The organism is Pseudanabaena sp. FACHB-2040 (assembly GCF_014696715.1).
GTDB lineage: Bacteria > Cyanobacteriota > Cyanobacteriia > Phormidesmidales > Phormidesmidaceae > JACVSF01.
In genome coordinates, this window is sequence record NZ_JACJQO010000017.1 from 125,205 (window position 1) to 147,885 (window position 22,681).

Below are 22,681 nucleotides of genomic sequence, written 5' to 3' on the forward strand. Positions count from 1 at the left end.
CTACTGGGGGAGTTCCCTGAGAGTTCTTGAGAGTTCTTGAGAGTTTTCTGGAAGTTCTCTGGGAGTTTTCTGGAAGTTCTCTGAAAGTTGTCCTTATAACAGAGGGTCTGTAGCGAATCCGGGCGAGTTGCTTAAGCCAGCCTGTAGCATGGGTAAAGAGATGCCGTCGTTACAGCTTCTAGTCCTGTTTCAGCTTGCCGGTCGGGCATACTGAAGCTAAGCAAACTTTCCTTGTTTAATGCTTTACCTCCGCAACCTTACTTACCACCCCACTGCTAGTCCTGTAGCCATTTTGAAAAACATTTCACTCGAACTGGCTCCCCAGGAGATGGGGCTGGTAACTGGGCCGAGTGGCTCTGGCAAAAGTACGCTGCTAGAAATCATGGCAGGGTTAGCCCAGCCAACCCTAGGCGTCATCCAGTGGCGAGACCAACCTCTCAATACGGAATCGTTGCAACAGATTGCTGGGCTGGTTTTTCAGTTTCCAGAGCGCCACTTCTGTGGCCATACCATTTTAGAAGAACTGCGCTTGGGGCACCCAGAGCTAACCCAGGAGCGGATGAGAGAAGCGATGGCAGCAGTGGGTTTGAGCGATATAGATCTCGATGTCATGCCCCACTCCCTCAGTGGTGGGCAGCAAAGACGCCTGGCTCTAGCGGTGCAGCTAATCCGCCAGCCCTATCTGCTTTTGCTGGATGAGCCTACTGCTGGGCTGGACTGGTCAATGCGGCGGCAGGTAGTCGATCTTCTCAAGCAGCTGAAGCAAGAGTGGAGCCTGCTAGTGGTTTCCCACGACGCGGAGGAGCTGTCGATGCTTGCCGATCGGTGCTGGCGGATCGACCACGGAGAACTAACTCCGGTGCCCCAGCCCTCTAAGCTCAAGGTGGTTTCTTAACAGATATGACAACCGCATTTTCTTCGCTACCCACTTTGGGTGACACCTGGCAGAAAACTCTGCAGTGGCAGCCTGACAAGTCTCAAAGGGCACTTTTTCAAAAGCTCTATAAAGGCATTTTGCAGGGCAATCAACAGTTCAACCTAACCCGCATCACAGCTCCAGAAGAATTTTGGGAAAAGCACCTGTGGGATTCGCTGCTGGGCATTGCTCCCTGGCTGCCGACTGCAGAGCCATCAGAAATAGCCGTTCCCCCCGTCCAACGGGTGATCGACATTGGTACCGGGGGCGGCTTTCCGGGACTGCCGGTTGCGATCGCACAGCCCACCTGGCAAATCACCTGCCTCGACTCAACCCGCAAGAAAATTGCTTTTCTAGCGGAACTTAGCCAGTCTCTAGGTCTCGATCAGGTTCAGACAGCCGCCGATCGAGCCGAGTCTTTTGGTCGCCACCCTGCCCAGCGGGAAAGTTACGACTTGGCCCTTATCCGAGCCGTTGGGCCAGTCACCGTTTGCGCCGAATATGCCCTGCCCCTAGTCAAAGTCAACGGCGTTGCAGTGCTCTACCGAGGTCAGTGGACAGCAGCCGAAGCCAGCGCCCTAGGCGAAGCGGCAGCCCGCTTGGGAGGAGGCGACATTGAGGTGCAGGCAGCAACCACACCCCTGACTCAGGGTGTTCGGCACTGCCTTTACATCCGCAAGCAGAGCTCTACCCCAGTTGAGTTTCCGCGCGCGCCGGGGACACCTGCGAAGCAGCCATTGGGGTGAAGAATCAGGGACAGGGAGACGCGTCTTCCTCTATCCCCGATTCTTGATATTCATCACCTGCACAATCTGCAGGGCCATGTCGCCCGGAATTTCCAGAATTCGGTACAGATCGTCGAGGAAAGACTGTTCCTGGGGCGCGACTGTGCCATCGGAGAGCACTAAGTCAGTGGCGATCGCAAAGGCGGTTTCTCGCAGATCTTGGGGCAGAGATTGTTTGGCTAGGGCGATCAGCTCGCCCGGGCCATACTGCTTTAGCATCACCAACAGCTTGTCAAACATCCGATGCATCACGTCGGCAGAGTAGCTGTTAAAGAGCTGCATTCGAGAAAGGGCCAGGGTCATTTCCTGGCCTTCTTGTTCTGAGAGGTAGCCGTCGGCTGCGATCGCAACTAGAGCCACACAAGCAAAAGATTCTGCCGCACTTAAACTCACCGCTGCCGGTTTGACTTCGGTTTCGAAAACACCGTCTGATGGCCCCATAAGCTATCCTCTAACATCGCTAATACATCTTGCCTCAATTCTCTAGGCGCGCAATGAGGTTTTGAAGAGACTTTACAGCCTAGCTGCGGGCAGTTTTCGGCACATTAAGATGAGCTTTTAGGCAGCGTTTCACCCAGCCCAAGACTGAGGTAAGGCTTGGCAAAGGTTGCCAACTCGTGTGCGTTGGTTCACCTCGACTAGGGGCAACCTGCTTACTAAAGTGCCTTGCTAGAAGCAGCCTCAGCAATTTAAAGGCCTGCTACTACAAGCGGTCAACTGGGTGTGATCAAACTCACACGTGGCTGTGACCAAAGTCCTGTTGCTGCGAAGGGCTTTTACGGATACTTAAGAAGACTCAACTCTAGCCGAGTCATCTACAGGGAACACACAACCGACCGACAGACCTTCGGGATTCCTGTCGGTTTTTTATTGCTCTTTTTCGAGATCAGATTTGAGGTCAGGCCCTTCTGATCAGCGCATCGCTGACATCGTGTTTTTCCAGGTCAACTCCCGACAAAGGACAGTTAAGGCTCGCTGGTCAGCTCCCTGGAAAAGCCCACTATCGATTAGTTGGGTTAGCACCTGCTGGGCCAGCTGCGTAGCAAAGGTGCCGCCCGATCTCAGCAGCTGACTGTAATAGGAAAACTGAGGCTGGCCCTGAGGGCTCAAGTGAAAGCGGTACACCTCTTCTCCGCTCATCTGATAAACCGGCGTATTCACAGGCACCACTGCCCTGGGAATACCGTGCCAGCCGTGGCAGGTGCCGTCATCAAGCTCCAGAGTGCCAATCAGAACGACGCCCAGCAGTATGCGGGTTTCCTGCACCAGATCGGGTGTAAACAGCGGGTCGGGTTCGCTAGAGAGGCGAGGGCCGCTATTGAGAAACATGGGGTTAGACAGCTGCGAGTTGTAAACCAGGCCCACAGCCCAGTGCCGATTCTCATTCTCTAAGCTGACAAACTGGCCAAAGCCAAAGTCTTCAGCACAGGGCGGGGCAGAGACATCCTGCTGATCATCGACCTGCACCACATAGTCATGGTGAGAGTTGGATTTGACTACTTTGCCAATACGGCAGCGCTGCGGTGTTGCCTGATCAAACAGATCCATGTTTCCTCCACCCGCTAAGAATCAAGATCAAGAGAAATAAAAAGGGCACAGCTAAGCTGCGCCCCTACCATTGTGCAAGGAAATCAGAACTCAGTTCAAACGTTCTATGACATTGCCTGGATCAGGAAGTCAAAGTAAGGCCGAGCTTCACCCGCATCGTCATCAGAGAGTAGGCTGAGGGAAGCCTCTTTGAGACAACGAATGGCCTCAGCCATGCCAGGGACAGGCACGTTGAGCGCGTTGTACATTTCTCGCACCCCAACAATGCCGATGCTCTCAATCGGACCACTGTTGCCAGCTAGCACACCGTAGGTGATCAGGCGCAGGTACCAGCCATAGTCTCGAATGCACAGAGCCCGCTGCTTCTGACCATAGGCATTGCCACCAGGGGCGATGAAGTCAGGACGGCGTCTCCAGAGCTCTTTGCTGGCCTGATCAACGATTTTTTTCTCGTTGTCTGCCAATGTGGTGGCGATTCGCATCCGCTGGTCGCCGGTCTTTAAATAGTCTTCAATCGTCTTGAGCTCGCCGCTGGTAGGGTAGCGCAGCTCATCGTCGGCGTTGAGAATTACTTGGCTAACGACTGACATAGTTTTTTGATGACCGCGATGACACTGTATCAACGATAGTTTAGCGACTTCAGGGCACCCAAGAAAAGCGCCTTTCTCATCTAAACGCTTCAACGCTTACTTTTGTTGGGCCAACTACGTCCCTACTAAAAAGCCGATTTCCGGTTTTCTACGGGGGGTTTGGCTATTTATCTAGAGAGTTGTTAACTGAATGAGAAAGGGGTTTCTTTTGTAAAGAATTTGAAACATCTTTCAAGCCACAGCGTTACCCATCGCCGCCGCAATCACTACAGGTGCGCTAGATCAGCAGCACTGGGGCAATTAGCAAAGAGCATTAGAGCTGTGGAATGAACCCAGTAGAAAAAAACACCACAAACTCAACCGAGATTGCTAGAGTCAGAGACTGGACTGACGCGGGGCATGGGCAATGGCTGACTGGCAAGCGGGCGCGACCTTGGATCTTGAGATTACTGACCTTAATAGCACAGGAGATGGTCTGGGTCGCTGGGATGGCCGGGTGGTCTTTGTGCCCGACACGGTACCGGGAGATACTATTCGCACCAAGCTAGTGCAGGTAAAACCGACCTTTGCGCGAGGCAAGCTGGTGGAGGTGGTTACGGCCTCGGCAGAGCGGGTGCGTCCGGCCTGTATTGTGGCAGACAAGTGCGGCGGCTGTCAGTGGCAGGCGGTGTCTTATGAGGCTCAGCTGGCGGCCAAGCAGCAACAGGTTGAGGAAGCGCTCAGACGCATCGGCGGGTTTGCTGACCTTGCTATCAGCCCGATCCTAGGGGCTGAGAACTCGCTGGGTTATCGCAACAAGGTGACCTACCCCCTAGCTCGATCTTCCGAAGGCCAGGTCAAGGCAGGCTACTACCGTAAGGGCAGCCACAAGCTGGTGAATCTCAATCAGTGCCCGGTGCAGGATGGGCGGCTGAACCCACTGCTGGCGGAGGTGAAGCAAGACATTCAGGCTCAGGGCTGGTCGATTTACGATGAGAAACGGCATCATGGGCGGCTGCGCCACCTGTCTCTACGGATCGGGCGACGTACCGGACAAATCCTGCTAACGCTGGTTTCCACAGTGCGAGATTTGCAAAATCTGGAGAAGCAGGCTCAGGTGTGGCTAGAGCGCTACCCTGACTTAGTAGGGGTTTGCCTCAACTACAATCCGGCTAAGACCAATGCCATCTTGGGGGAGGAAACCCGCGCTGTGGCAGGGCGGCCGTATTTGGAAGAATCCTTTGCTGGGTTAACTTTTCGCATTCATCCCACCACGTTTTTTCAGGTCTACACAGAGCAGGCCGAGCGCATATTGGGGGTGATTTTGGAGGAGCTGGCGCTCCAGGGCAGCGAAACGGTGATCGATGCTTATGCCGGGGTTGGGACGCTGACACTGCCAGTGGCGCAGCGATCGCGCCGCTGCATTGGCCTAGAAGTTCAGCCTGAGGCCGTGCAGCAGGGCTTGGCAAATGCGGCTTTGAACGACATTGAAAACGTAGAGTTTCGATCGGGCAGTGTTGAGCAGCTGCTGCCGCAGGTAGCCGGAGAATTGGAGGGGGGGCCAGATGTGGTGCTCCTAGATCCGCCGCGTAAGGGCTGCGATCGCACTGTCCTCGATGCCCTAATTGAGCTAAACCCAGCCCGCATTGTCTACATGAGCTGCAACCCAGCCACCCTGGCCCGCGACCTGAAGATCCTCTGCGAAGAGGGGGGCTACCGGATCCAGCGGGTACAGCCTGCCGACTTCTTTCCTCAAACCGCGCATGTAGAGTGTGCTGCATTTCTGATAGCTTAGAATCGCCCTGATTCAAAGCCAGTCGCCCCATGAAGTTTAGCGAAATTGCCGCCAAAATTGGGATTACCGAACAGTCAAGCCTGAGCGAGTACGCCGATCGCGACCCAGAGATTGCCGGGGTGAGCGCTGTGGAGCAGGCTGAGGCTGGAGCACTGAGCTATATCGAGGGAGCCAAGTTTGCCCATTTTGTGGCAACCACTCAGGCCAGCGCCCTGATCTTGCCCAAAAATGAAGCCTTGCAGGCTCAAGCCAGCGAGCGAGGAATTGCTTGGCTAAGCACACCCGATCCACGGCTGGGGTTTGCCCGTGCGATCGCACTCTTTTACCAGCCATTTAAGCCAGCTCCCGGCATTCACCCCACGGCGATCATCGATCCCTCCGTAACGCTGGGGGAAGAGGTTGCAATTGGGGCCTACGTGGTGATTCAAGCCGGGGTCAAAATCGGCAGCGGCGTTTGCATTCAACCTAATGTGGTGGTTTATCCCCACGTTGAGATTGGCGATGGCACGGTGCTCCACGCCAACTGCGTCATCCATGAGCGCACTAAATTAGGCCGGGCCTGTGTGATTCACAGCGGTGCAGCCATTGGCTCCGAAGGCTTTGGCTTTGTGCCCACGGCCCAGGGTTGGGAGAAAATGGAGCAGTCTGGCTATACGGTGCTGGAAGATGGCGTTGAGATCGGCTGCAACTCTACGGTCGATCGCCCCGCTGTGGGCGAAACCCGCATTAAGCGAGGCACTAAGCTCGACAACCTAGTACATGTTGCTCACGGCTGCCAAGTGGGCGAAGGCGTGGTGATGGCGGCTCAGGTAGGCATGGCGGGCGGCGTAATTATCGGCAACCGGGTGATTTTGGCAGGGCAGGTGGGCATTGCTAACCAGGCCAAGATTGGAGATGGTGCGATCGCAACCGCCAAAGCGGGCATTCACAGCGATGTCGAAGCTGGCAGCATCGTGGCTGGATCTCCCGCCATTTCCCATAAGCTGTTTTTGAAAGCCGCTGCAGTTTACAACCGCCTGCCAGAAATGTATCAGACCCTCAAGCAGCTCCAGAGGCAATTTACTTCCACCAAATAGTTATCCCTGGACTTTCCAACGGACTCGCTTTGGTGAAAATTCCATGGATTGTCAACTTAAATCACAAGAGTTTTCGCTTTGTAAAAGTTCATATCTTTTTGGATGTGCCGTTGTGAGTTTGTCTTCGGCCGGGCAGAGCAATACCCCCTGACAACAGCGGTTTTTCGAGGAATGCTTGCTTTGCAAAGATTCCTCTGAACTAGCAGCTCTGTCAGTAGTCAAAGCAATCTGCACAATTTTTAGCGCTTAACTTTTGCTTTACAATTTTGGCAACGTCAAGATCCACTGACTTCGTTCTTCTGACCCTGTTTGCCGCACCCACTGACCCCGGTTACTTGCGCCTATGGCTATCGGATATCTCGCTCTGGTTCTCCATGCCCACCTGCCCTTCGTTCGCCACCCCGAAAGCGACTACGTCTTAGAAGAGGAATGGCTGTTTGAGGCCATTACCGAAACCTACGTCCCGCTGCTCATGATGTTTGAGGGGCTCAAGCGAGACGGGGTTGACTTCAAATTGACGATGAGCATGACGCCGCCCCTGGTGTCGATGCTGCGAGACCCCCTGCTGCAGGAGCGCTACGACGCTCACCTAGCCCAGCTCGAAGAACTGACTGAAATGGAGGTTGAGCGCAACGTCCATAACGGTCACCTGCGCTACCTGGCCGAGCACTACGCCCGCGAGTTTAACCACGTCCGTCAAGTCTGGGAGCAGTACAGTGGCGATCTGGTCACTGCCTTCAAGCAGTACCAAGACAGCAACAACCTAGAAATCATTACCTGCGGCGCGACCCACGGCTACCTGCCGCTGATGAAGATGTACCCCCAGGCTGTGTGGGCACAAATTCAGGTTGCCTGTGAGCACTACGAAGAAAACTTTGGCCGTCCGCCCAGGGGCATCTGGCTGCCCGAGTGTGCCTACTATGAAGGGCTAGAGCGCATGCTGGCCGATGCTGGTTTGCGCTACTTCTTGACCGACGGCCACGGCATTCTCTACGCTCGGCCCCGGCCCCGCTTCGGTTCCTATGCCCCAATCTTCACTGAAACTGGCGTCGCTGCCTTTGGCCGCGATCACGAGTCATCCCAGCAGGTATGGTCTTCCCAGGTGGGCTACCCCGGTGCTGCTGAGTACCGAGAGTTTTACCGCGACTTGGGCTGGGATGCCGAGTACGAGTACATTAAGCCCTACGTCATGCCCAACGGCCAGCGCAAAAACGTGGGCATCAAGTACCACAAGATCACGGGCAAAGGTCTAGGGCTCTCAGAGAAGGAATGGTACGACCCCTACTGGGCCCGCGAAAAAGCTGCCGAACATGCGAGCAACTTCATGTTTAATCGGGAGCAGCAGGTGCAGTACCTACACAACCTGACACAGCGCCCACCGATTATCGTCTCTCCCTACGATGCTGAGCTGTTTGGCCACTGGTGGTACGAAGGCCCTTGGTTTATTGATTACCTGTTCCGCAAGAGCTGGTATGACCAGAGCACCTACGAAATGACCCACCTGGCTGACTACTTGCAAACCAATCCCTCTCAGCAGGTCTGTCGCCCCTCTCAATCGAGCTGGGGTTACAAAGGTTTTCACGAGTACTGGCTCAACGAGACCAATTCCTGGATCTACCCCCATTTGCATAAAGCCGCCGAGCGCATGATTGAGCTGGCCAAGCGCGAACCCGCCGACGAACTGGAGTGGAAAGCGCTCAACCAGGCCGCGAGAGAGCTGTTGCTGGCGCAGTCCTCTGACTGGGCCTTCATCATGCGGACTGGCACCATGGTGCCCTATGCAATTCGCCGCACCCGCTCCCACCTGATGCGCTTCAACAAGATTTGGGAAGACGTCAATCAGGGCAAAGTTGACTCAGGCTGGCTGGAGAAAGTAGAAGCCATCGACAACATCTTTCCCAGCATCAACTACCGCGTCTACCGGCCTGTCTAGACAAGCTCTCCCACAGTTCCCTCTGCTAGCAGTGAAAGGCAAACCTACAGGTTTGCCTTTCATAAATTTCCCTTGAACTTCTCTCAGGGACCGACAAAATGGCAAAAGCTCTTGTGCTAGCTTGATTTAGGCAATCATAACGCCCTAAAACCAACCCTCCAACATTTCAATGCCCTTGAACCCAAAGAAACCGCTGGCTGATTCATCCGCATCAATAGGGGCTACGGACGTACTCCTCAAGGCATTAGCGGCTAAAAAAAGGCGCGCTCACAGCCAGGTAACGGCCATGGAGTATGCCAAGACAAGCCAGGAATTTTCTAAATTCATGTTGGCTGCTAGCCTGATCGCGATTCCGGCTTATCTCTTACTTTTCGTTCTGGCAATTCCCTACGATGCAGACAAGGGCAAGACCATTGGGCTGGTTGTGATTACCCCGTCTCTGTTATTTCTGCTAGCAGCTTTTGCCTTTGCCGCCAGTTTTTTAAGAATGCGGCCAAAACCCATTTCTACTTTCCCTGAAAAGGCAGACATAGCCCTTAGAAGGGCTGTGACTGAGCACAGTCGGCTGACCTTGCTGGGGGCTTTGAGCGCAGCTGTTGGATGCGTTTGGGGAGTAGCGGTTGTGGTTAAAGGCCATCTCTAATTTGACGATTGGCCAATAAAAACCCCGGCAGTTAGCCGGGGAACCCCATCAGGAGACGCCTATTTCGATGTGCAAGTGCTTTGCAGACTGCGCGATAAGCGATGTGATCTAGCCTAACGAACCTACTCAGGAATAGGGGAAGTTTGCGGAATTAACACAAAATTTTTATCGAGGATTTAATAGAGATGCTTTAAGGGGGGAACTGATGCGTCCGTATCCCGAATCTTAAAGGCGGCAAAACCAGCTAAGGAGTCTTAGAAGCCGCGTCTAACTGAACTTGAGAAGGAGTGGGATCGCCCCAGAGACGTGTAAGATTAAAACAGGTGTAACAAAACATGAACGTAGGCTTAGCTATTGTCATCCGTGCCACCTGCTACTGCCCGCAGTGTCTGTTCACCCCCTTACTTGCAGCCCCATCTCGTTTTTCTCAATTCCCTTGTCGGCATTGCCCTATGGCTTTCTTTCGCGCCTATATTGCCCCACTCTTCATTGTTCTCATTTTTGTAGTGGCGATGGTTGCCGTTAGCGCCCGCATTTTTCTGCCGAGCGACATGATGGCTCCTGCCCCGATTGAGACACTGGAGCAACCGACTCAGTCTCCTGAAGTTTCCCTCGCAGGTGACTCACTGCCACCGGGAATTTCCATGCTGCTGCACGGTCAACCCGACCATCCTGTATAGGGCATCTGTGTCAGACGTTCAGGGGGAACAGCCGCGCTAATGAGTTTTTTGCCGGGCTACTGTCTGCAGCGGGGCTCAGGGCTAGACCGAGCACTGCTGGTGAAGGTGATGCAGCGAGCTCACTCTGAGATTAGCCCAGGTCAATCTCTTAGCCATGTGGCTGCTACAGTAGACCAGCATTTCTCAGGTGAAACTCCGCTTTGGTGGGTTTATCCAGACAAATCTGGGGAAGCAGGCCCCGCAGGCTCGCCGGTAGCCTGCCTGTGGTTGGGCAACGCGATTGACCAGCGCAGCGGCGAACGGCATGCTTACGTCTTGCTGCTATTTGTAGAGGCTGACCATCGGCGGCAAGGGCTGGCTACCGCCTTGCTGAAGCAGGGACACAAATGGGCTCAACAGCGCGGTGATCGACAAATTGCTCTACAGGTGCTCAGCAGCAACGAGGCGGCTCTACAGCTCTATCAAAAACTAGGCTATATCCCTGCTTCAGTCCTGATGACGCGGCCCTTAGAATAATTGGGCAGGCGGAGCCGCTAACGAAGCGGAGCCTTACAGACCTATAGACCGTTGGGAAGCTACCGAGTCTGCCAGCCTTTAGCGATACAGAGACTGCACATAGACCAGCGCTTGAGTTCACCCTCTGGGCAGGGACAGCTACAGCGCGGGCACTGGGCCTGACGGCGGGCTTCTTCTTGGCGGCGCTCAGCCCACTGCTGAAAGGCTTCGAGGGCAGTCTTAGGGAATGGGACTGGGACAGACAGGGGCGCGGCTTGAGCTAGGTAGCTGGGGTGCGATCGCAACCCCTCCTCATCGGCTCCCGCTCGCTCTCGCCGATCTCGCGGGCGGCGAAACCAGTCTCCAGTAGAAAATCGGATGTCTTGAATAGGCGGCTTGACTAGAGCATTGATCTTCTCTAAAATTCGCAGGCGCTCAAAGGTGAGCGTTTGGCTCCAAGCCGCGTTGGCAACTGCCACATACAAAATGTCCTGGTCAATCCGCACAGGCTTAGTCTGCACGGCGACCGAAGGCCCGACCACCCGAGGCCAGCAGTCTGAAATTTGGCGAAACTGCCCTTGCTTGCGCCACTGAGGCTGGGTTTCTAGCTGGTTAATTAACCGATTAAGGGCATCTAGGGGCATTTTTTCTCAGTGTTAGCAGCACCAGACTTGGAAAGCTTCTGGGTTTATGCTGGGTTTGTTCTTAGGTTTATTCTACAAAAACAGGTCAAATCTTAGTCAAACAGCTTGTCAAGTCAGAAGAAATCAGTAACATATGTGTCTGAGTCTTTTTACCTCAAAACACTTTAGAGAAAGTGGCCGCCGCTCATGCCCAGGCAATCCTTAGTCTCAGCTTCAGCTCCCAGCACCGACAGCAGCCTCAAGCCGCCGCTACAGCAGGCTTTAGCCAGCCTGTCAGTGGATCTCGAAACAGAGCTAATGCGCTACCGCCAGAGCCGCAAGGGCAGCGCTTCCGCACCAGCTTCCCGAGGACTGGGGTTTCGTAAACGGCGTCAGCCCCTTGATCTGATTCAGGTGGAAGGCAAAACAGAGTCCCAGGCAGCAACCAATTTGGCAGCCGCGCCTGTAGAAACGCCACTGCCGCCACCACTGCCACCCAATCCTCGGCTGGAGCAGACCGTCGCCATCTCAGGCAGCCCCTTAGCCAGAATTGAGGCCCCACCATCAGATAGCCCTGAGCCGGATGTTAGTGAACCGGAAGGATCGCTAGCTCACTACGAGTCCATTCCAGACGACTTTTTGGAGACTACCGAAGCGCTGCTTAGAAGCACAGCAGCTAATGAACCTTCTCCGCCCTCTCGCGATACCGTCTACTCCCCCTCATTAGTCCGGCGACTGACGACCCCTCTGGGAATTGGGGCATTCCTGCTGTTGTTAGTCAGCAGTGCCGGGCTGGGGTACCTGATGACCACTCCTAAAGCCATTAACCACCTCTGGAATCACCCAACGCTGCAGGCGCTGCGGGGCCAGTCAGGAGAGGCCGGAGATCCCTCGGCAACCGGAGATACCCCAGCAACCCGTGTATTTGAACCGGGTTTGGAAGGGCTAGGCCCAGACCTCTCTCAACAAGAGTTTGTTGACCTGAACCGAGGCTCTCTCAGCACCCTGCCCTCAGGCGCTGCCGGTGCCCCAACCATAGCCTCCACACCTCTTGCCCTAGCTGGGCCACCGAGTTCTCTGCCCACCCCAGCGGCGAGTGGGGCCGAGGCCAAGCCTGCCAACACAGCGGCAGCCCCGCCTACTCCAACACCCGCCCCGACTGCTCCCACCGTCGCCATTCGCACACCCGTTACGGTGCCAGCCACAATCCGTCCGGTGCAGGCCCCTAGAGCCCCGGCTCCAGCGGCAGCAGCTCCAGTAGCTCCTCAGCCCGCTGCACCCACCCCAGCCCCGCAGCCCCAGTCTGCTCCACCGCCTTTACCCTCTCCTAGCCCCCAGCCAGTAGCCGCCGCACCTGCTGCTGCTCCCAGCTACTATGTGGTCACAGACTACACTGGCGATCAGTCTCTTTCTAATGCTCGCGATGCCGTTGGTGAAGCCTACGTGCGCAACTTCCCCGCGGGTGCTCGGATTCAGATGGGCGCATTTGAGCAGCAGTCTTCGGCTCAAGACTTGGTGCAGAACCTGCAGCAACAGGGTATCTCTGCTGAGGTTTATGCTCCTGAGTGACCCTTAGATAAACTGGCTCTGGCGCTTGGCTTATGAGGTGGTTCTGGAAGATCTGCTTCAAGGTGTGCTGGCTGGGCGCAGCATAGCCGCTCCGGTCCCACATTGTCTCCTAGTAGATGCCACCTGCCAGGGAAAGGCACAGGATCCTACGTATCGGGTATGAGCAGGCAAGTTCGTTTCTGTTGAACCACAGGTAGAACTCAAGGCCCCATTGAGATAGCAAGCTCTTACCACTTCTGCTCTGGCAAAGATGGTGTTGCTGTTAAAGAACACAACAACCTCAGGGTTGCTGCGGTCTGCTGGGTAGGGCTGGCCCCAAAGAAAGTAATAGAAGCCACCGCCGCCTCGCTTAGCCCACACATCAAACCCAATATTGTCAAAGCGTCCGCTCTGCCATATGTAGAATCCTGCAGACTGAAGGGTTTGCGGAAAGGCGTACAGTTGCTCCGTCGTCTGGGTAGGTCGGGGAGCCTGAGGTGCAGGTGGGGCGGATGTAGGTCTAGGGCCTGCGCCACCGCCGCAAAGAGAGCCTAAATCAATTGAGCCACCTGATTCCGTCACAAAGAGGCAAGGCGAATCTTCATCGGCAAGGGTTGGGGATGCCTGGAATAGTCCCACAAGTACCAGGCTAGCCACCAAAGCAAACTTTCTCGACATTACGCGCTCCAAAAATATTCAGTCCTACCAGCTGTAGTTCCTCGTTCCTCATACAGAGATGCTTTTAAGCCTGTATTGAGGCTCAGCGTTAACTAACGCAGGCAGCCTTAACATGGCCAATCAAGGAGCAGGAATTCGATTTAATTCACCCACTTCATAGGAAATTCGACTTCATCTAGAGTCTTCTTGGCGACATCTTTACAGCTTTAGAACAGCAGCCCAGACTAAAACCTGATTTAAGCAGCCAAACGCTACTAAATGGGTATACCTGCATCCCACGTTTCAGGGCCTCCCTGTTATGCTTCTAAGCAGAGAGCTGTTTAGGCAAGGTATGTGTCATGGGACTGCTAGATCGCCTTTCACGGGTCATTCGCGCCAACCTCAATAGCGCCGTCAATCAGGCTGAAGATCCGGAAAAAATACTAGAGCAGGCCGTAGAGGAGATGCAGGCCAACCTGATCCAGCTGCGGCAGGCAGTGGCCCAAGCGATCGCAACTCAAAAACGCACTGAGCGCCAGAGCGAACAGGCCACCAGAACTGCTCAAGAATGGTACAACCGAGCCCAGCTAGCGCTGCAGAAGGGCGAAGACGACATGGCGAGAGAAGCCCTGACTCGCCGCAAGACTTACGTCGATACCGCCACCGCAATGGACGCTCAAATTTTCCAGCAGCGGGATGTGGTGGAAAAGCTTAAAAGCAACATGCGGGCCTTAGAAGGCAAAATTACCGAAGCCAAAACCAAAAAGGATATGTACATCGCCCGCGCCCGCTCTGCTGCTGCCTCGCAGCGGATCCAGGAGATGATCGGGGAGGTCGGCACACCGGGTGCGATCGCAGCCTTTGACCGCATGGAAGAGCGCGTCATGGATCTAGAGGCCCGCTCCGAAGCCGTGGCCGAACTCAACGCCGGAGACAGCCTAGAAAAACAGTTTCAGGCCCTGGAGCAAGCGCCCGACTCCATCGATGCAGAGCTAGCCGCCATGCGGGCTCGACTGATGACGGGTTCTGAAGAGACAGGCAATAGCCTACCCCCCGGAGCCTAAATGTCTTTCTTGAACTCCTAGTCCGAAGACTCCAAAGACTCCGGAGACTCCGAAGTATTACCAGCTCGATCCAAATACTGGGTATCGACTAAAAAAGCACCGCGCTCAAAGCGAACACCCCAATAGCCTCCAGGCCGCCGATCCAAGACAATCCCTTCATCACCCACCTGCAAAACGTCAGGAGGGCGCAGCATGGGCATAGAATCAGCAGTTTTGAAGTAGGGGGGCAGGCTAGTCAGGCGAACGCGATCGCCAACAGTAAAAGAAGACATAGAGACAGCAAAAAGTAAGAAGTATTTCTTAAACGCCCAACCGGGCTATCGAGAGAGGGGCCAAAAGTTAAGAGACAAACGCCCTTAACCCCGCTACTGCCATTATCGGCCCGATTTCAACTACCGACGCAGAACCTCCCCCATCTCCCCGAGTCTTCCCCTCTACCCGTCCACTGATCCACCCATCTACCCCCTCACCCATCTCTCAAGGCACCTGCCAAGCCCGATCGTGATACTGCTGTGGCTCGGCATAAGGATCGACAGGTTCAGCAGCGTGGTCGTGGCCATGATGGCCGTGATCGTGACCGTGGTGATGCCCGTGGTCGTGCCCGTGATCATGACCGTGGCTGCTGCCGTTGCTAGCAAAAGCAGCCCGCCGGAACTTACACATCTCGCAGTTCATCTGCACCTGGCCCAGGTGAGTCTCCAATTCGCGCTGGCGCAAGACCCGAAGCAGTTGCGGGTGGATACCCATTTCGGGCAGGCAAACAACCGGGGTACCTGGGTTTTCGGCCTGCTGAAGGGCCGAGATTTCAAAGATCTTCTTCATCAGCACCCCAGTAAACATGAAGTAGGGCAGCATGATGATCCGCTTGGGCTGGTATAGGTGGGCGCGGCGGAAGCCTTCTTCTAAGCGGGGATGAGTGATGCCGATAAAGCAGATCTCAACCGTTTTGTAACCGCTGCCCTCCCAGAGCACGCGGGCTAGTTTAAAGACATCGCCATTAGCGTCGGGATCGCTGGCTCCCCGGCCCACAAAGAGCAGCACCGTGTCTTCTCGGCTAATGCCCTCTGGATTAAAGGCTGGCGTATCGAGCTGGGCCAGTCGGTCCTGCCAGAGGGTGAGAATTTCGGGGGTGATGCCGAAGTGGCGACCGTAGTGGAAAGTCACCTGGGGATGGCGCTGCCTAGCTCGATCTAGCTCGTTGGTCACGTCAAACTTGTTGTGCCGCGCCGCAAACAGCAGGATTGGCAGCACCGAGATATCGGTAAAACCTTTGGCAACACACTGGTCTACCCCATCTTGAATCGTCGGCTCGGTCAGCTCCAAGAAGCAGGGGATGACGGGTCTGGAGGCATCTAAAGCCTGATAGGCAGCGGCAAACTCTAGAAGGCTGTCGCGGCCCTGGCTGTCGCGGCTGCCGTGGCCCACCATCAGCAGGGGCCGTTGACTGGGCAGCAGGGGCAGCACCGGAGAATGCTCCGAGGCAAAGTCGTTCAGTGTGGTAATGATAGGTGCAGTTGACATGGAGGAGTGCTAAGGGAACGCCAGGACACCTATCTGTTCAATACAGTAGGGTTCAGGATGCTTCGTCATCTTAGCCCAGAGCTTTGATTGGAGATATGCCGGAGGTAGGCATCGGGAGGCCAGAATGGAGAACAATTTGGACTGGCAAAAGCAGAACTGGCGGCAGCGGGTTCGGTTTTACCTAAAAGATACCGAGACGACAGCGGGACGGTGGTTGAATGGTGCGATCGCATTTCTAATCCTGCTCTCCTCCGCCATCTTTGTCGTCGAAACCTACCCAATTTCAGAACGCCTCTACAGCTTTCTCAATGTTTTGGACTGGATTATTCTGGTGGGCTTTACCCTGGAATATTCACTCCGGCTGTGGTCTGCCGAACGGCCGCTGCTCTACGTTTTTAGCCTTTATGGCCTGCTCGATCTGCTGGCGATTCTGCCCTTTTTTGTGGGCTTTTGGGACGTTCGTTTTATCCGGCTGCTGCGCTGGCTGCGGTTTCTGCGGCTGGTTCGCTTTTTTGAAGATCGAGTGCTGTTTGGCTACATCAGCGGCACCGACACCCTGATTGTCGCCCGCATCGTCTTTACCCTAGTAGCGATCATCTTTATCTACTCTGGGCTGATTTTTCAGGTGGAACACGGCCAAAACCCAGATTTTGGCACCTTTTTAGATGCCGTCTATTTTGCGGTCGCCACCATGACCACAGTCGGCTTTGGCGATGTCACCCCCTTATCCGAAGTCGGTCGGGGCCTGACTGTGATGATGATTTTGACTGGCGTAGCGCTGATTCCGACCCAAATTGGAGAGCTCATTCGGGAATTTGTTAAAGTCACTCACTCCGTACAAACTCTGTGCCAAAGCTGCGATCTTAGGCTCCACGACGCCGATGCTCAGTTCTGCAAACGCTGCGGAGCCCGACTGCCGCCGCCCTCTAGCTAACCCGTAGCCAAATTTTTAGAGCCCCGTTGCCGCTTTCGCAAAGCCTGCTAACCTGAAAGTCTGAATCCTGCTAATCGTTACTTTTGCAGTGAAAACACAAAAGGTGTTGGCACCATTCGAACTGCTCTGGGCACTGATTGGGCTAGTCCTAACCATTGCCGCTACCTGGATGGAAACGTTCATCCTCAATGCTCCCTGGGATTGGAGCCAGACCGGGCTGCGGGTGCAGTCGCTAGGCGTGACCTTTCAGGTCGGGGCCGTCCTGCTGACCGGGTGCCTAGGCGGCAAAAACGCGGCAGCGCTGTCTCAAATTGCCTACTTGTTTTTGGGGCTAATCCTGTTTCAGGTCTTTGAGCTGCCGGTCTTTACTCAGGGTGGCGGCCTTAGCTACGTCCGCGAACCCGGCTTTGGCTACCTGATTGGCTTTGTTCCGGCAGGCTGGATCTGCGGCTACCTGGCCTTTCGATCTGCTCCCAAAATTGAAACGCTGGCCTACAGCAGCGTGTGCGGCCTAGGCATGATTCACGGCTGTGGGCTGGCCTACCTGACGCTGGCCTCGCTGCTAGGCTGGCTGCAAACGACCAGCGCCTCCTACTGGGATCTATTGCTAACCTACTCCATTCAGCCGCTGCCTGGGCAACTGGCTGTAGTGTGTGCCGTAGCTGTGATAGCCTTTGTGATGCGGCATCTCCTGTTTTATTAGAGGGCTATGAGCGTTCGCAATCACCTATTTTGGGTTGCCGCAGTGGCAAGCTTGGTAGCAGATCAGATCACCAAGCGCTGGATTCTCAGCACCTTCGAGTTGACCAACCCACCTCAAACCGTGGCGATCTGGCCCGGGGTCTTTCATTTCACCTATGTCACTAACACCGGTGCAGCCTTTAGCCTGTTCAGTGAAAATGGTGAATGGCTGAAGTGGCTGTCGCTGCTGGTCAGCCTGGGGCTGGTGGCTCTGGGCCTCTGGGCTAACCTACCGAACCGTTGGGAGCAGGCAGGCTATGGGTTTATTTTGGGGGGAGCCCTCGGCAACGGCATCGACCGTCTCCTGGCCGGGGAAGTCGTTGACTTTTTGGATTTTCGCCTGATCCAGTTCCCTATTTTCAATCTTGCCGATGTCTTTATCAACATTGGTATCATCTGTTTGCTGGTGGCGGCCTTCGTGTATCCGCCCAAGGCCAACGGCAACGGCTCTGGTCATGGTGGTAGCAGTAATCCCACTGGCAAGTAGCAAACTGGAGAAAATCAGTTAGTAAGGAAGCTGTTCTAGCGCTAGCGATTAGAATAGGTCAGTACCCCCCGGTTGGGATCCGCTCCATCGATGACGCCGCAATCGCCGCCACCCCCGCCTCGTACGGTTCTGGGAAAGATTACCCAGGCGTTTCAGGCCGCCCAGGCCCAGGTTGATTTCTCTAAGCTGGCCCTCAAGAAGGGGGCTCGTAATGCCACCTTGCAGGTGACTACGGGCGACCAGGAAGCCGTTTACCCGCTGCTGGGCGAACATTACATCCTAGGGCGTAGCTCTCAGCAGAGCGACATCGTTGTGCGTAGCCCGATTGTTAGTCAGGTACACGTGACCTTGACGCGCGATCGCAACCTTCCTGGCGAGCCCTTTGTCCTCAAAGATCGGGACTCGACTAACGGAGTCTATCGGGGCAAAAAGAAACTCAAAAAGACCATCTTGAACCACGGTGACCTGATCACCCTGGGGCCACCCGAGCTGACCGATGCCGTTACACTGCGCTACATTGATCCGCCCCCCTGGTACGTGCAGACTGCTCGCTACGGTCTCTACGGCTTTACTGGGCTTTCCCTGGCAGTAGGCACCTGGATTGTCGCCCTAGAGTGGCCCAAAATCCCCATACGACCGTTGCCAGAGTCGGTGCAGGGTCCTGTCGTGATCTATGCCCAGGAAGATGGGCAGTCGATACCCCTGCGGCAGCAGGTTACCCAGGCTCATCGGGAACAGGCTCGCATCTCTGATTTTTCGCCCTATCTGCCTCGGGCCGTCATGGCCTCAGAAGACTCTCGCTATAACTGGCACCTGGGGGTTGACCCGATTGGCACCCTGCGAGCGGCGCTGGCCAACGTGCGTGGTGGCGAGATCCTCGAGGGCGGCAGCACCATTACTCAGCAGCTAGCCCGCAGTATCTACCGGGAATATGTAGGCACCGAAGATTCGGCTGCTCGTAAAATCCGCGAGGCCGTCGTAGCGCTAAAGCTAGAGACGTTTTACAGCAAAGACGACCTGATGCGGCTTTACCTGAACCGGGTGTTTTTGGGCAACAACCTGTACGGTTTTGAAGATGCTGCTCGGTTCTACTTCGACAAATCTTCCGCCGATCTCAACCTGTCAGAAGCGGCGACACTGGTGGGCATTTTGCCAGCCCCCAATGCCTTTAACCCGGTGCAAGACTACGAAGCTGCCGTTGATTTCCGCGATCGGGTGCTAACTCGCATGGTGACTCTGGGCATGGTCAGCCAGGAAGAGGCTCGCCGCGCCCGTCGTACCCGCATTGAGATCAGCCCTAAGGCCCGCGAGCAGCTACAGAGCACTCGGGCTCCCTTTTTCTATAGCTATGTCTTTGACGAGCTCGATCAGGTTTTGGGCTCCTCCCTGGCGCGAGAAGGCAATTTCATCGTGCTGACCTCGCTGAACCTGGATATGCAGGCTGAGGCCGAAGCTACCCTGCGAGAAGCTGTGGCTACCGCCGGTCAAGAACAGGCGTTTACAGAGGGGGCGATTGTCACCCTAGACACAACAAGCGGGGCGATTCAGGCACTGGTGGGTGGGGTAGACTACCAGACCAGCCAGTTTAACCGGGCCTCCCAAGCCCTGCGCCAGCCCGGATCGACCTTTAAGGTGTTTGCCTACGCCTCGGCCCTAGAGCAGGGAGCCAGTCCAGGTCAGACCTATAGCTGCAGCAACTTAGTTTCGGGGGGGCAGGAGTTTCAGGGCTGCCGCTCGGGCTCGGGGGCGCTAGATATGTACGCTGCTATGGCCCGCTCTGAGAACGTGGTGGCGATACGGATTGCCGAAGAAGCCGGTCTAGGTAACGTGATCCAGACGGCTGAGCGGTTGGGCATTGAGTCGGAGCTCAACCCCACGCCGGGGCTAGTGCTGGGGGAGAGCGAGGTCACGCCGCTGGAGATCACAGGGTCGTTTGCTGCGATCGCAAACAACGGCATTTGGAATCGGCCCCACGGCGTCATGCAGGTGCTCGACAGCAGCGACTGTATCAACCCCCAAGATTTCAGTACCTGCCGCGTGATCTACGAGTTTGGTCAGGCGGGAGATGGCCAGATTGAGGCCCTACCAGCGCCCGTCGCCAGTACTCTAGTCGGGCTGCTCCAGGGCGTGGTGCAGGGAGGCACAGGCCGCAGCGCCTTTTTAGGTCTGGGGGAAGGGGGCAAGACCGGCACCACCAACGACAACCGGGATCTGTGGTTTATCGGGTTTGTCCCCGGCTACAACCTGACTACAGGGGTTTGGTTGGGCAACGACGACAACTCTTCCACTGATGGCAGCAGCGGCCAAGCCGCTGCCGTCTGGGGGAACTACATGCGGCAAATCGTGCGCTAGTCCGCGTGAGCTAATCCGCAGAGGTTAATCTATAGGCTAGGTGCCCTAGCGGCTCATTCCGAAGACTTATAGGCAGTAGAGCAAATCTGCTGCCCAATTTAAGTATGCTGAGCTTGAGTCGGTCAGGGGGTTCACATGGAATTTTCAGCCAGTTACCGACATTTTCCGGGCTATGTGCTGGTTCTAGACCAGCAGGGCCAGATTCTCGACGCCAGCCAGGACTGGCTAAACCAGTTGAGGTATCCACCTGAACAGGTATTGGGCCGAGTTTGGACTGAGCGGGTGGCCGAATTTGACCGGCCCCAGGCAGAGGCGCTGCTGCACCGTTGTGGCCAGGGTGAGCTGGTGCGATCGCAACCACTTTGCTTCATCACAGCAACCGGCGCAACCCTAGCGGTAACGGTTTGCGCCAATCTCCAGCCCCAGCCCGCCGAGGTCAGTTTTTTGCTTCTGCTGACAGCGGTCGATGTGCCTACCGCAGATCAAGTTTTGCAGGCGTTTGATGATCCCTTCCGGCGGTTGGTTGAGAACATTCCCCAGGTTTTTTGGGTGCACGATCCGGTTACCCATAGCACCCTCTACCTCAGCCCCGCCTACGAAACGATTTGGGGGCGGCCCTGCCAAGAAGTCTATGACAATACCCTGACCTTTTCGGAGAGCGTGCATCCAGAGGATCGCGATCGCGTTCGTACCGCGCTTCAGGCTGAGTGGGAAGAGAGTAAGCCCTTTAACCAGGAGTACCGGATCATTCGCCCAGATGGAGAAATCCGCTGGATTCGTGACAGGGCATTTTTGAGCAGCAATGAGAGCCAGGAGATCGATCGAATTTTTGGCCTCGCCGCCGACATCACCGAACAAAAGCAGGCAGAAGAACTGCTCAACAGCCTGATGATCAAAACAGGCGCAGTAGCAGGCCAAGACTTTTTTCCAGTCTTAGCTCAACAGCTGGCCACAGCGCTAGCGGTGCCCTATGTGGTGATCACTGAGTATCGCCAGGGAATGCTGCGGACATTGGCGGCCTGGATAGACGAGCATCTTCACCCCAACCTGTCTTACCCCCTAGAGCAAACGCCTTGCGAAATCGTTATGAAGGAGGGGTACTACTACTGCCCTGAGCACGTCAGTCGGCAGTTTCCCTATGCCCCTTTTCTAGCAGAGTGGCAGTCTCTTGCTTATATGGGAGTTGCCTTGCAGGACAATCGGGGGCAGTCTATGGGCCATCTGTGCATTTTGTCTCGCCACCCACTACCCCAGCCCGAGTATTGCGAAGCACTGCTGCGCCTCTTTGCCATCCGAGCCGTGACCGAGCTGCAGCGCCAGCGGGTAGAGATTGCCCTACAGCAGCTCAACACTGGGCTAGAAGCGCGGGTGCAGCAGCGCACAGCTCAGCTAGAAGCCGTTAATCGAGAACTTGAGTCGTTTTCCTACTCGGTATCTCACGATCTGCGGGCACCGCTGCGGCACATTCGGGGCTTTATCGATATGCTCAGTGAGCACCTGCAACCCACCGCTGCCGACCCCACCACGGCCCACTACCTAAACACCATCCAAAATAGCGCCCACAAGATGGACCAGCTGATTGAAGGACTGCTAGCCCTCTCACGGGTGGGTCGCCGCCAGCTTAAGCGCCAGCCCATTGAGCTTAATGGGCTGGTAGACAGTGCGATCGCACTGCTCTCTCCCCCCAATACAGCTGCTGCTAATGCCGTCTTTAGCGTCGCTAAACTGCCTGTGGTTGAAGGCGATCCGAGCCTACTGCAGCAAGTCTTTAGCAACCTGATTGACAACGCGCTCAAGTTTAGCCAGCACCGCCAGCCCGCCAGAATCGAAATTGGCGTCTTGCCCGATCAAACCCTCTACGTGCGAGACAACGGGGTTGGCTTTGCCATGGATCAGGCCGATCGGCTCTTTAGCCCCTTTCAGCAGCTCCATAGCCGAGGAAAGTTTGGCGGTATGGGCCTGGGCCTAGCGGTTGTGCAGCGAATTATTCAGCGGCATGGCGGTGAGATCTGGGCTGAGAGCCAGCCAGAGCAGGGCACTACCTTCTTCTTCAAACTCCCTGAAACTATCGCGCCAGAGTAGAGCCAGACAGACTCAAAGCGCTAAAGAAGTTCACAAATCTCGAATTCTGACCGACACAGCTGAATTTAGCCAAAAACCAACCTTTGGGAATTTGTAGAAGCTTGCAACATTTTCTATGTTTAATTCATCGTGTCCAAGGGTTTTCTAAAGTAGAACGATCGGCCATCTTTTAAGACAGCATGGCCCAGCTGCCTCGCCTGCTCCGCTCTCCCTGCAGATCCCCCCATCTTGC

General features: G+C 55.5%; 22 protein-coding genes. 15 read left to right on the forward strand and 7 right to left on the reverse strand.

Annotation, left to right across the window (positions count from 1 at the left end; genetic code table 11):
* Window positions 1–238 precede the first annotated feature (238 nt).
* Both H6G13_RS19150 and rsmG read left to right on the forward strand, forming a co-directional pair.
* Entirely contained in the window at window positions 239–895 is a 657-nt protein-coding gene (locus H6G13_RS19150; protein WP_190485746.1) for an energy-coupling factor ABC transporter ATP-binding protein, read from the forward strand.
* A 5-nt stretch (window positions 896–900) separates the two neighbouring features.
* Window positions 901–1,662, forward strand: coding sequence for a 16S rRNA (guanine(527)-N(7))-methyltransferase RsmG (gene rsmG / locus H6G13_RS19155; RefSeq protein WP_190485748.1), 762 nt, complete (start codon window positions 901–903; stop codon window positions 1,660–1,662).
* Window positions 1,663–1,692: 30 nt separating this feature from the next.
* Here the strand turns inward: rsmG and H6G13_RS19160 are convergent, their stop codons facing one another.
* From H6G13_RS19160 to apcD, 3 genes are all read right to left on the reverse strand, one after another.
* Window positions 1,693–2,142 (reverse strand): tellurite resistance TerB family protein, encoded by a 450-nt coding sequence (locus tag H6G13_RS19160; RefSeq protein WP_190485750.1) that lies wholly within the window; start codon window positions 2,140–2,142, stop codon window positions 1,693–1,695.
* A gap of 471 nt (window positions 2,143–2,613) precedes the next feature.
* A complete protein-coding gene (locus tag H6G13_RS19165; protein ID WP_190485752.1) occupies window positions 2,614–3,249 on the reverse strand; it encodes a hypothetical protein in 636 nt (211 codons plus the stop codon).
* Window positions 3,250–3,353: 104 nt separating this feature from the next.
* Window positions 3,354–3,839: an allophycocyanin subunit alpha-B gene (gene apcD, locus H6G13_RS19170; RefSeq protein WP_190485754.1), complete on the reverse strand. Its 486-nt coding sequence runs from the start codon at window positions 3,837–3,839 to the stop codon at window positions 3,354–3,356.
* A 406-nt stretch (window positions 3,840–4,245) separates the two neighbouring features.
* On the opposite strand from apcD, the gene rlmD reads away from it, so the two are divergent.
* From rlmD to H6G13_RS19200, 6 genes are all read left to right on the forward strand, one after another.
* Entirely contained in the window at window positions 4,246–5,613 is a 1,368-nt protein-coding gene (rlmD, locus tag H6G13_RS19175; RefSeq protein ID WP_190485756.1) for a 23S rRNA (uracil(1939)-C(5))-methyltransferase RlmD, read from the forward strand.
* A gap of 29 nt (window positions 5,614–5,642) precedes the next feature.
* Entirely contained in the window at window positions 5,643–6,689 is a 1,047-nt protein-coding gene (gene lpxD / locus H6G13_RS19180) for a UDP-3-O-(3-hydroxymyristoyl)glucosamine N-acyltransferase (protein WP_190485759.1), read from the forward strand.
* Between the two features lie 343 nt (window positions 6,690–7,032).
* Window positions 7,033–8,622, forward strand: a complete 1,590-nt coding sequence (locus H6G13_RS19185; protein ID WP_190485760.1) for a glycoside hydrolase family 57 protein — start codon at window positions 7,033–7,035, stop codon at window positions 8,620–8,622.
* 286 nt (window positions 8,623–8,908) lie between these two features.
* Window positions 8,909–9,265: a hypothetical protein gene (locus H6G13_RS19190; RefSeq protein WP_190485763.1), complete on the forward strand. Its 357-nt coding sequence runs from the start codon at window positions 8,909–8,911 to the stop codon at window positions 9,263–9,265.
* 452 nt (window positions 9,266–9,717) lie between these two features.
* A complete protein-coding gene (locus H6G13_RS19195) occupies window positions 9,718–9,945 on the forward strand; it encodes a hypothetical protein (RefSeq protein WP_190485764.1) in 228 nt (75 codons plus the stop codon).
* A 39-nt stretch (window positions 9,946–9,984) separates the two neighbouring features.
* Window positions 9,985–10,461, forward strand: a complete 477-nt coding sequence (locus tag H6G13_RS19200; RefSeq protein ID WP_190485766.1) for a GNAT family N-acetyltransferase — start codon at window positions 9,985–9,987, stop codon at window positions 10,459–10,461.
* A 59-nt stretch (window positions 10,462–10,520) separates the two neighbouring features.
* Here the strand turns inward: H6G13_RS19200 and H6G13_RS19205 are convergent, their stop codons facing one another.
* A complete protein-coding gene (locus tag H6G13_RS19205; protein WP_190485769.1) occupies window positions 10,521–11,084 on the reverse strand; it encodes a DUF721 domain-containing protein in 564 nt (187 codons plus the stop codon).
* A gap of 186 nt (window positions 11,085–11,270) precedes the next feature.
* Between H6G13_RS19205 and H6G13_RS19210 the strand changes: the two genes are divergently transcribed.
* The gene (locus H6G13_RS19210) at window positions 11,271–12,632 is read left to right on the forward strand and encodes a hypothetical protein (protein WP_190485771.1); all 1,362 of its coding nucleotides are present in this window, start codon (window positions 11,271–11,273) and stop codon (window positions 12,630–12,632) included.
* 57 nt (window positions 12,633–12,689) lie between these two features.
* Here H6G13_RS19210 and H6G13_RS19215 read toward each other — a convergent pair whose 3' ends face one another.
* Window positions 12,690–13,289, reverse strand: coding sequence for a hypothetical protein (locus tag H6G13_RS19215; RefSeq protein WP_190485773.1), 600 nt, complete (start codon window positions 13,287–13,289; stop codon window positions 12,690–12,692).
* 338 nt (window positions 13,290–13,627) lie between these two features.
* Between H6G13_RS19215 and H6G13_RS19220 the strand changes: the two genes are divergently transcribed.
* Window positions 13,628–14,332, forward strand: a complete 705-nt coding sequence (locus H6G13_RS19220) for a PspA/IM30 family protein (RefSeq protein ID WP_190485775.1) — start codon at window positions 13,628–13,630, stop codon at window positions 14,330–14,332.
* 17 nt (window positions 14,333–14,349) lie between these two features.
* Here H6G13_RS19220 and sipA read toward each other — a convergent pair whose 3' ends face one another.
* Window positions 14,350–14,604, reverse strand: coding sequence for a regulatory protein SipA (gene sipA / locus H6G13_RS19225; RefSeq protein WP_190485777.1), 255 nt, complete (start codon window positions 14,602–14,604; stop codon window positions 14,350–14,352).
* A 205-nt stretch (window positions 14,605–14,809) separates the two neighbouring features.
* Complete coding sequence (locus H6G13_RS19230; protein WP_190485780.1) at window positions 14,810–15,853, reverse strand: sirohydrochlorin chelatase; 1,044 nt, start codon at window positions 15,851–15,853, stop codon at window positions 14,810–14,812.
* A gap of 124 nt (window positions 15,854–15,977) precedes the next feature.
* On the opposite strand from H6G13_RS19230, the gene H6G13_RS19235 reads away from it, so the two are divergent.
* The 5 genes from H6G13_RS19235 to H6G13_RS19255 all read left to right on the forward strand — a co-directional run bounded on the left by H6G13_RS19235 (window position 15,978) and on the right by H6G13_RS19255 (window position 22,449).
* A complete protein-coding gene (locus tag H6G13_RS19235; RefSeq protein WP_190485781.1) occupies window positions 15,978–16,787 on the forward strand; it encodes an ion transporter in 810 nt (269 codons plus the stop codon).
* Between the two features lie 103 nt (window positions 16,788–16,890).
* Entirely contained in the window at window positions 16,891–17,490 is a 600-nt protein-coding gene (locus H6G13_RS19240) for a biotin transporter BioY (protein WP_190485940.1), read from the forward strand.
* A gap of 6 nt (window positions 17,491–17,496) precedes the next feature.
* The gene (gene lspA, locus H6G13_RS19245; RefSeq protein ID WP_190485783.1) at window positions 17,497–18,015 is read left to right on the forward strand and encodes a signal peptidase II; all 519 of its coding nucleotides are present in this window, start codon (window positions 17,497–17,499) and stop codon (window positions 18,013–18,015) included.
* A gap of 90 nt (window positions 18,016–18,105) precedes the next feature.
* Window positions 18,106–20,367 carry a transglycosylase domain-containing protein gene (locus H6G13_RS19250; RefSeq protein ID WP_190485785.1) on the forward strand — a complete coding sequence of 754 codons (2,262 nt, stop codon included), beginning with the start codon at window positions 18,106–18,108 and terminating at the stop codon, window positions 20,365–20,367.
* Window positions 20,368–20,502: 135 nt separating this feature from the next.
* Window positions 20,503–22,449, forward strand: coding sequence for an ATP-binding protein (locus tag H6G13_RS19255; RefSeq protein WP_190485787.1), 1,947 nt, complete (start codon window positions 20,503–20,505; stop codon window positions 22,447–22,449).
* Window positions 22,450–22,681: the final 232 nt, after the last annotated feature.

Bases quoted from the DNA above. Each gene is read 5' to 3' on its own strand.
- H6G13_RS19150 (WP_190485746.1), top strand. From the start codon at position 239: ATGCTTTACCTCCGCAACCTTACTTACCACCCCACTGCTAGTCCTGTA.
- rsmG (WP_190485748.1), top strand. From the start codon at position 901: ATGACAACCGCATTTTCTTCGCTACCCACTTTGGGTGACACCTGGCAG.
- H6G13_RS19160 (WP_190485750.1), bottom strand. From the start codon at position 2,142: ATGGGGCCATCAGACGGTGTTTTCGAAACCGAAGTCAAACCGGCAGCG.
- H6G13_RS19165 (WP_190485752.1), bottom strand. From the start codon at position 3,249: ATGGATCTGTTTGATCAGGCAACACCGCAGCGCTGCCGTATTGGCAAA.
- apcD (WP_190485754.1), bottom strand. From the start codon at position 3,839: ATGTCAGTCGTTAGCCAAGTAATTCTCAACGCCGACGATGAGCTGCGC.
- rlmD (WP_190485756.1), top strand. From the start codon at position 4,246: ATGGCTGACTGGCAAGCGGGCGCGACCTTGGATCTTGAGATTACTGAC.
- lpxD (WP_190485759.1), top strand. From the start codon at position 5,643: ATGAAGTTTAGCGAAATTGCCGCCAAAATTGGGATTACCGAACAGTCA.
- H6G13_RS19185 (WP_190485760.1), top strand. From the start codon at position 7,033: ATGGCTATCGGATATCTCGCTCTGGTTCTCCATGCCCACCTGCCCTTC.
- H6G13_RS19190 (WP_190485763.1), top strand. From the start codon at position 8,909: ATGGAGTATGCCAAGACAAGCCAGGAATTTTCTAAATTCATGTTGGCT.
- H6G13_RS19195 (WP_190485764.1), top strand. From the start codon at position 9,718: ATGGCTTTCTTTCGCGCCTATATTGCCCCACTCTTCATTGTTCTCATT.
- H6G13_RS19200 (WP_190485766.1), top strand. From the start codon at position 9,985: ATGAGTTTTTTGCCGGGCTACTGTCTGCAGCGGGGCTCAGGGCTAGAC.
- H6G13_RS19205 (WP_190485769.1), bottom strand. From the start codon at position 11,084: ATGCCCCTAGATGCCCTTAATCGGTTAATTAACCAGCTAGAAACCCAG.
- H6G13_RS19210 (WP_190485771.1), top strand. From the start codon at position 11,271: ATGCCCAGGCAATCCTTAGTCTCAGCTTCAGCTCCCAGCACCGACAGC.
- H6G13_RS19215 (WP_190485773.1), bottom strand. From the start codon at position 13,289: ATGTCGAGAAAGTTTGCTTTGGTGGCTAGCCTGGTACTTGTGGGACTA.
- H6G13_RS19220 (WP_190485775.1), top strand. From the start codon at position 13,628: ATGGGACTGCTAGATCGCCTTTCACGGGTCATTCGCGCCAACCTCAAT.
- sipA (WP_190485777.1), bottom strand. From the start codon at position 14,604: ATGTCTTCTTTTACTGTTGGCGATCGCGTTCGCCTGACTAGCCTGCCC.
- H6G13_RS19230 (WP_190485780.1), bottom strand. From the start codon at position 15,853: ATGTCAACTGCACCTATCATTACCACACTGAACGACTTTGCCTCGGAG.
- H6G13_RS19235 (WP_190485781.1), top strand. From the start codon at position 15,978: ATGGAGAACAATTTGGACTGGCAAAAGCAGAACTGGCGGCAGCGGGTT.
- lspA (WP_190485783.1), top strand. From the start codon at position 17,497: ATGAGCGTTCGCAATCACCTATTTTGGGTTGCCGCAGTGGCAAGCTTG.
- H6G13_RS19250 (WP_190485785.1), top strand. From the start codon at position 18,106: ATGACGCCGCAATCGCCGCCACCCCCGCCTCGTACGGTTCTGGGAAAG.
- H6G13_RS19255 (WP_190485787.1), top strand. From the start codon at position 20,503: ATGGAATTTTCAGCCAGTTACCGACATTTTCCGGGCTATGTGCTGGTT.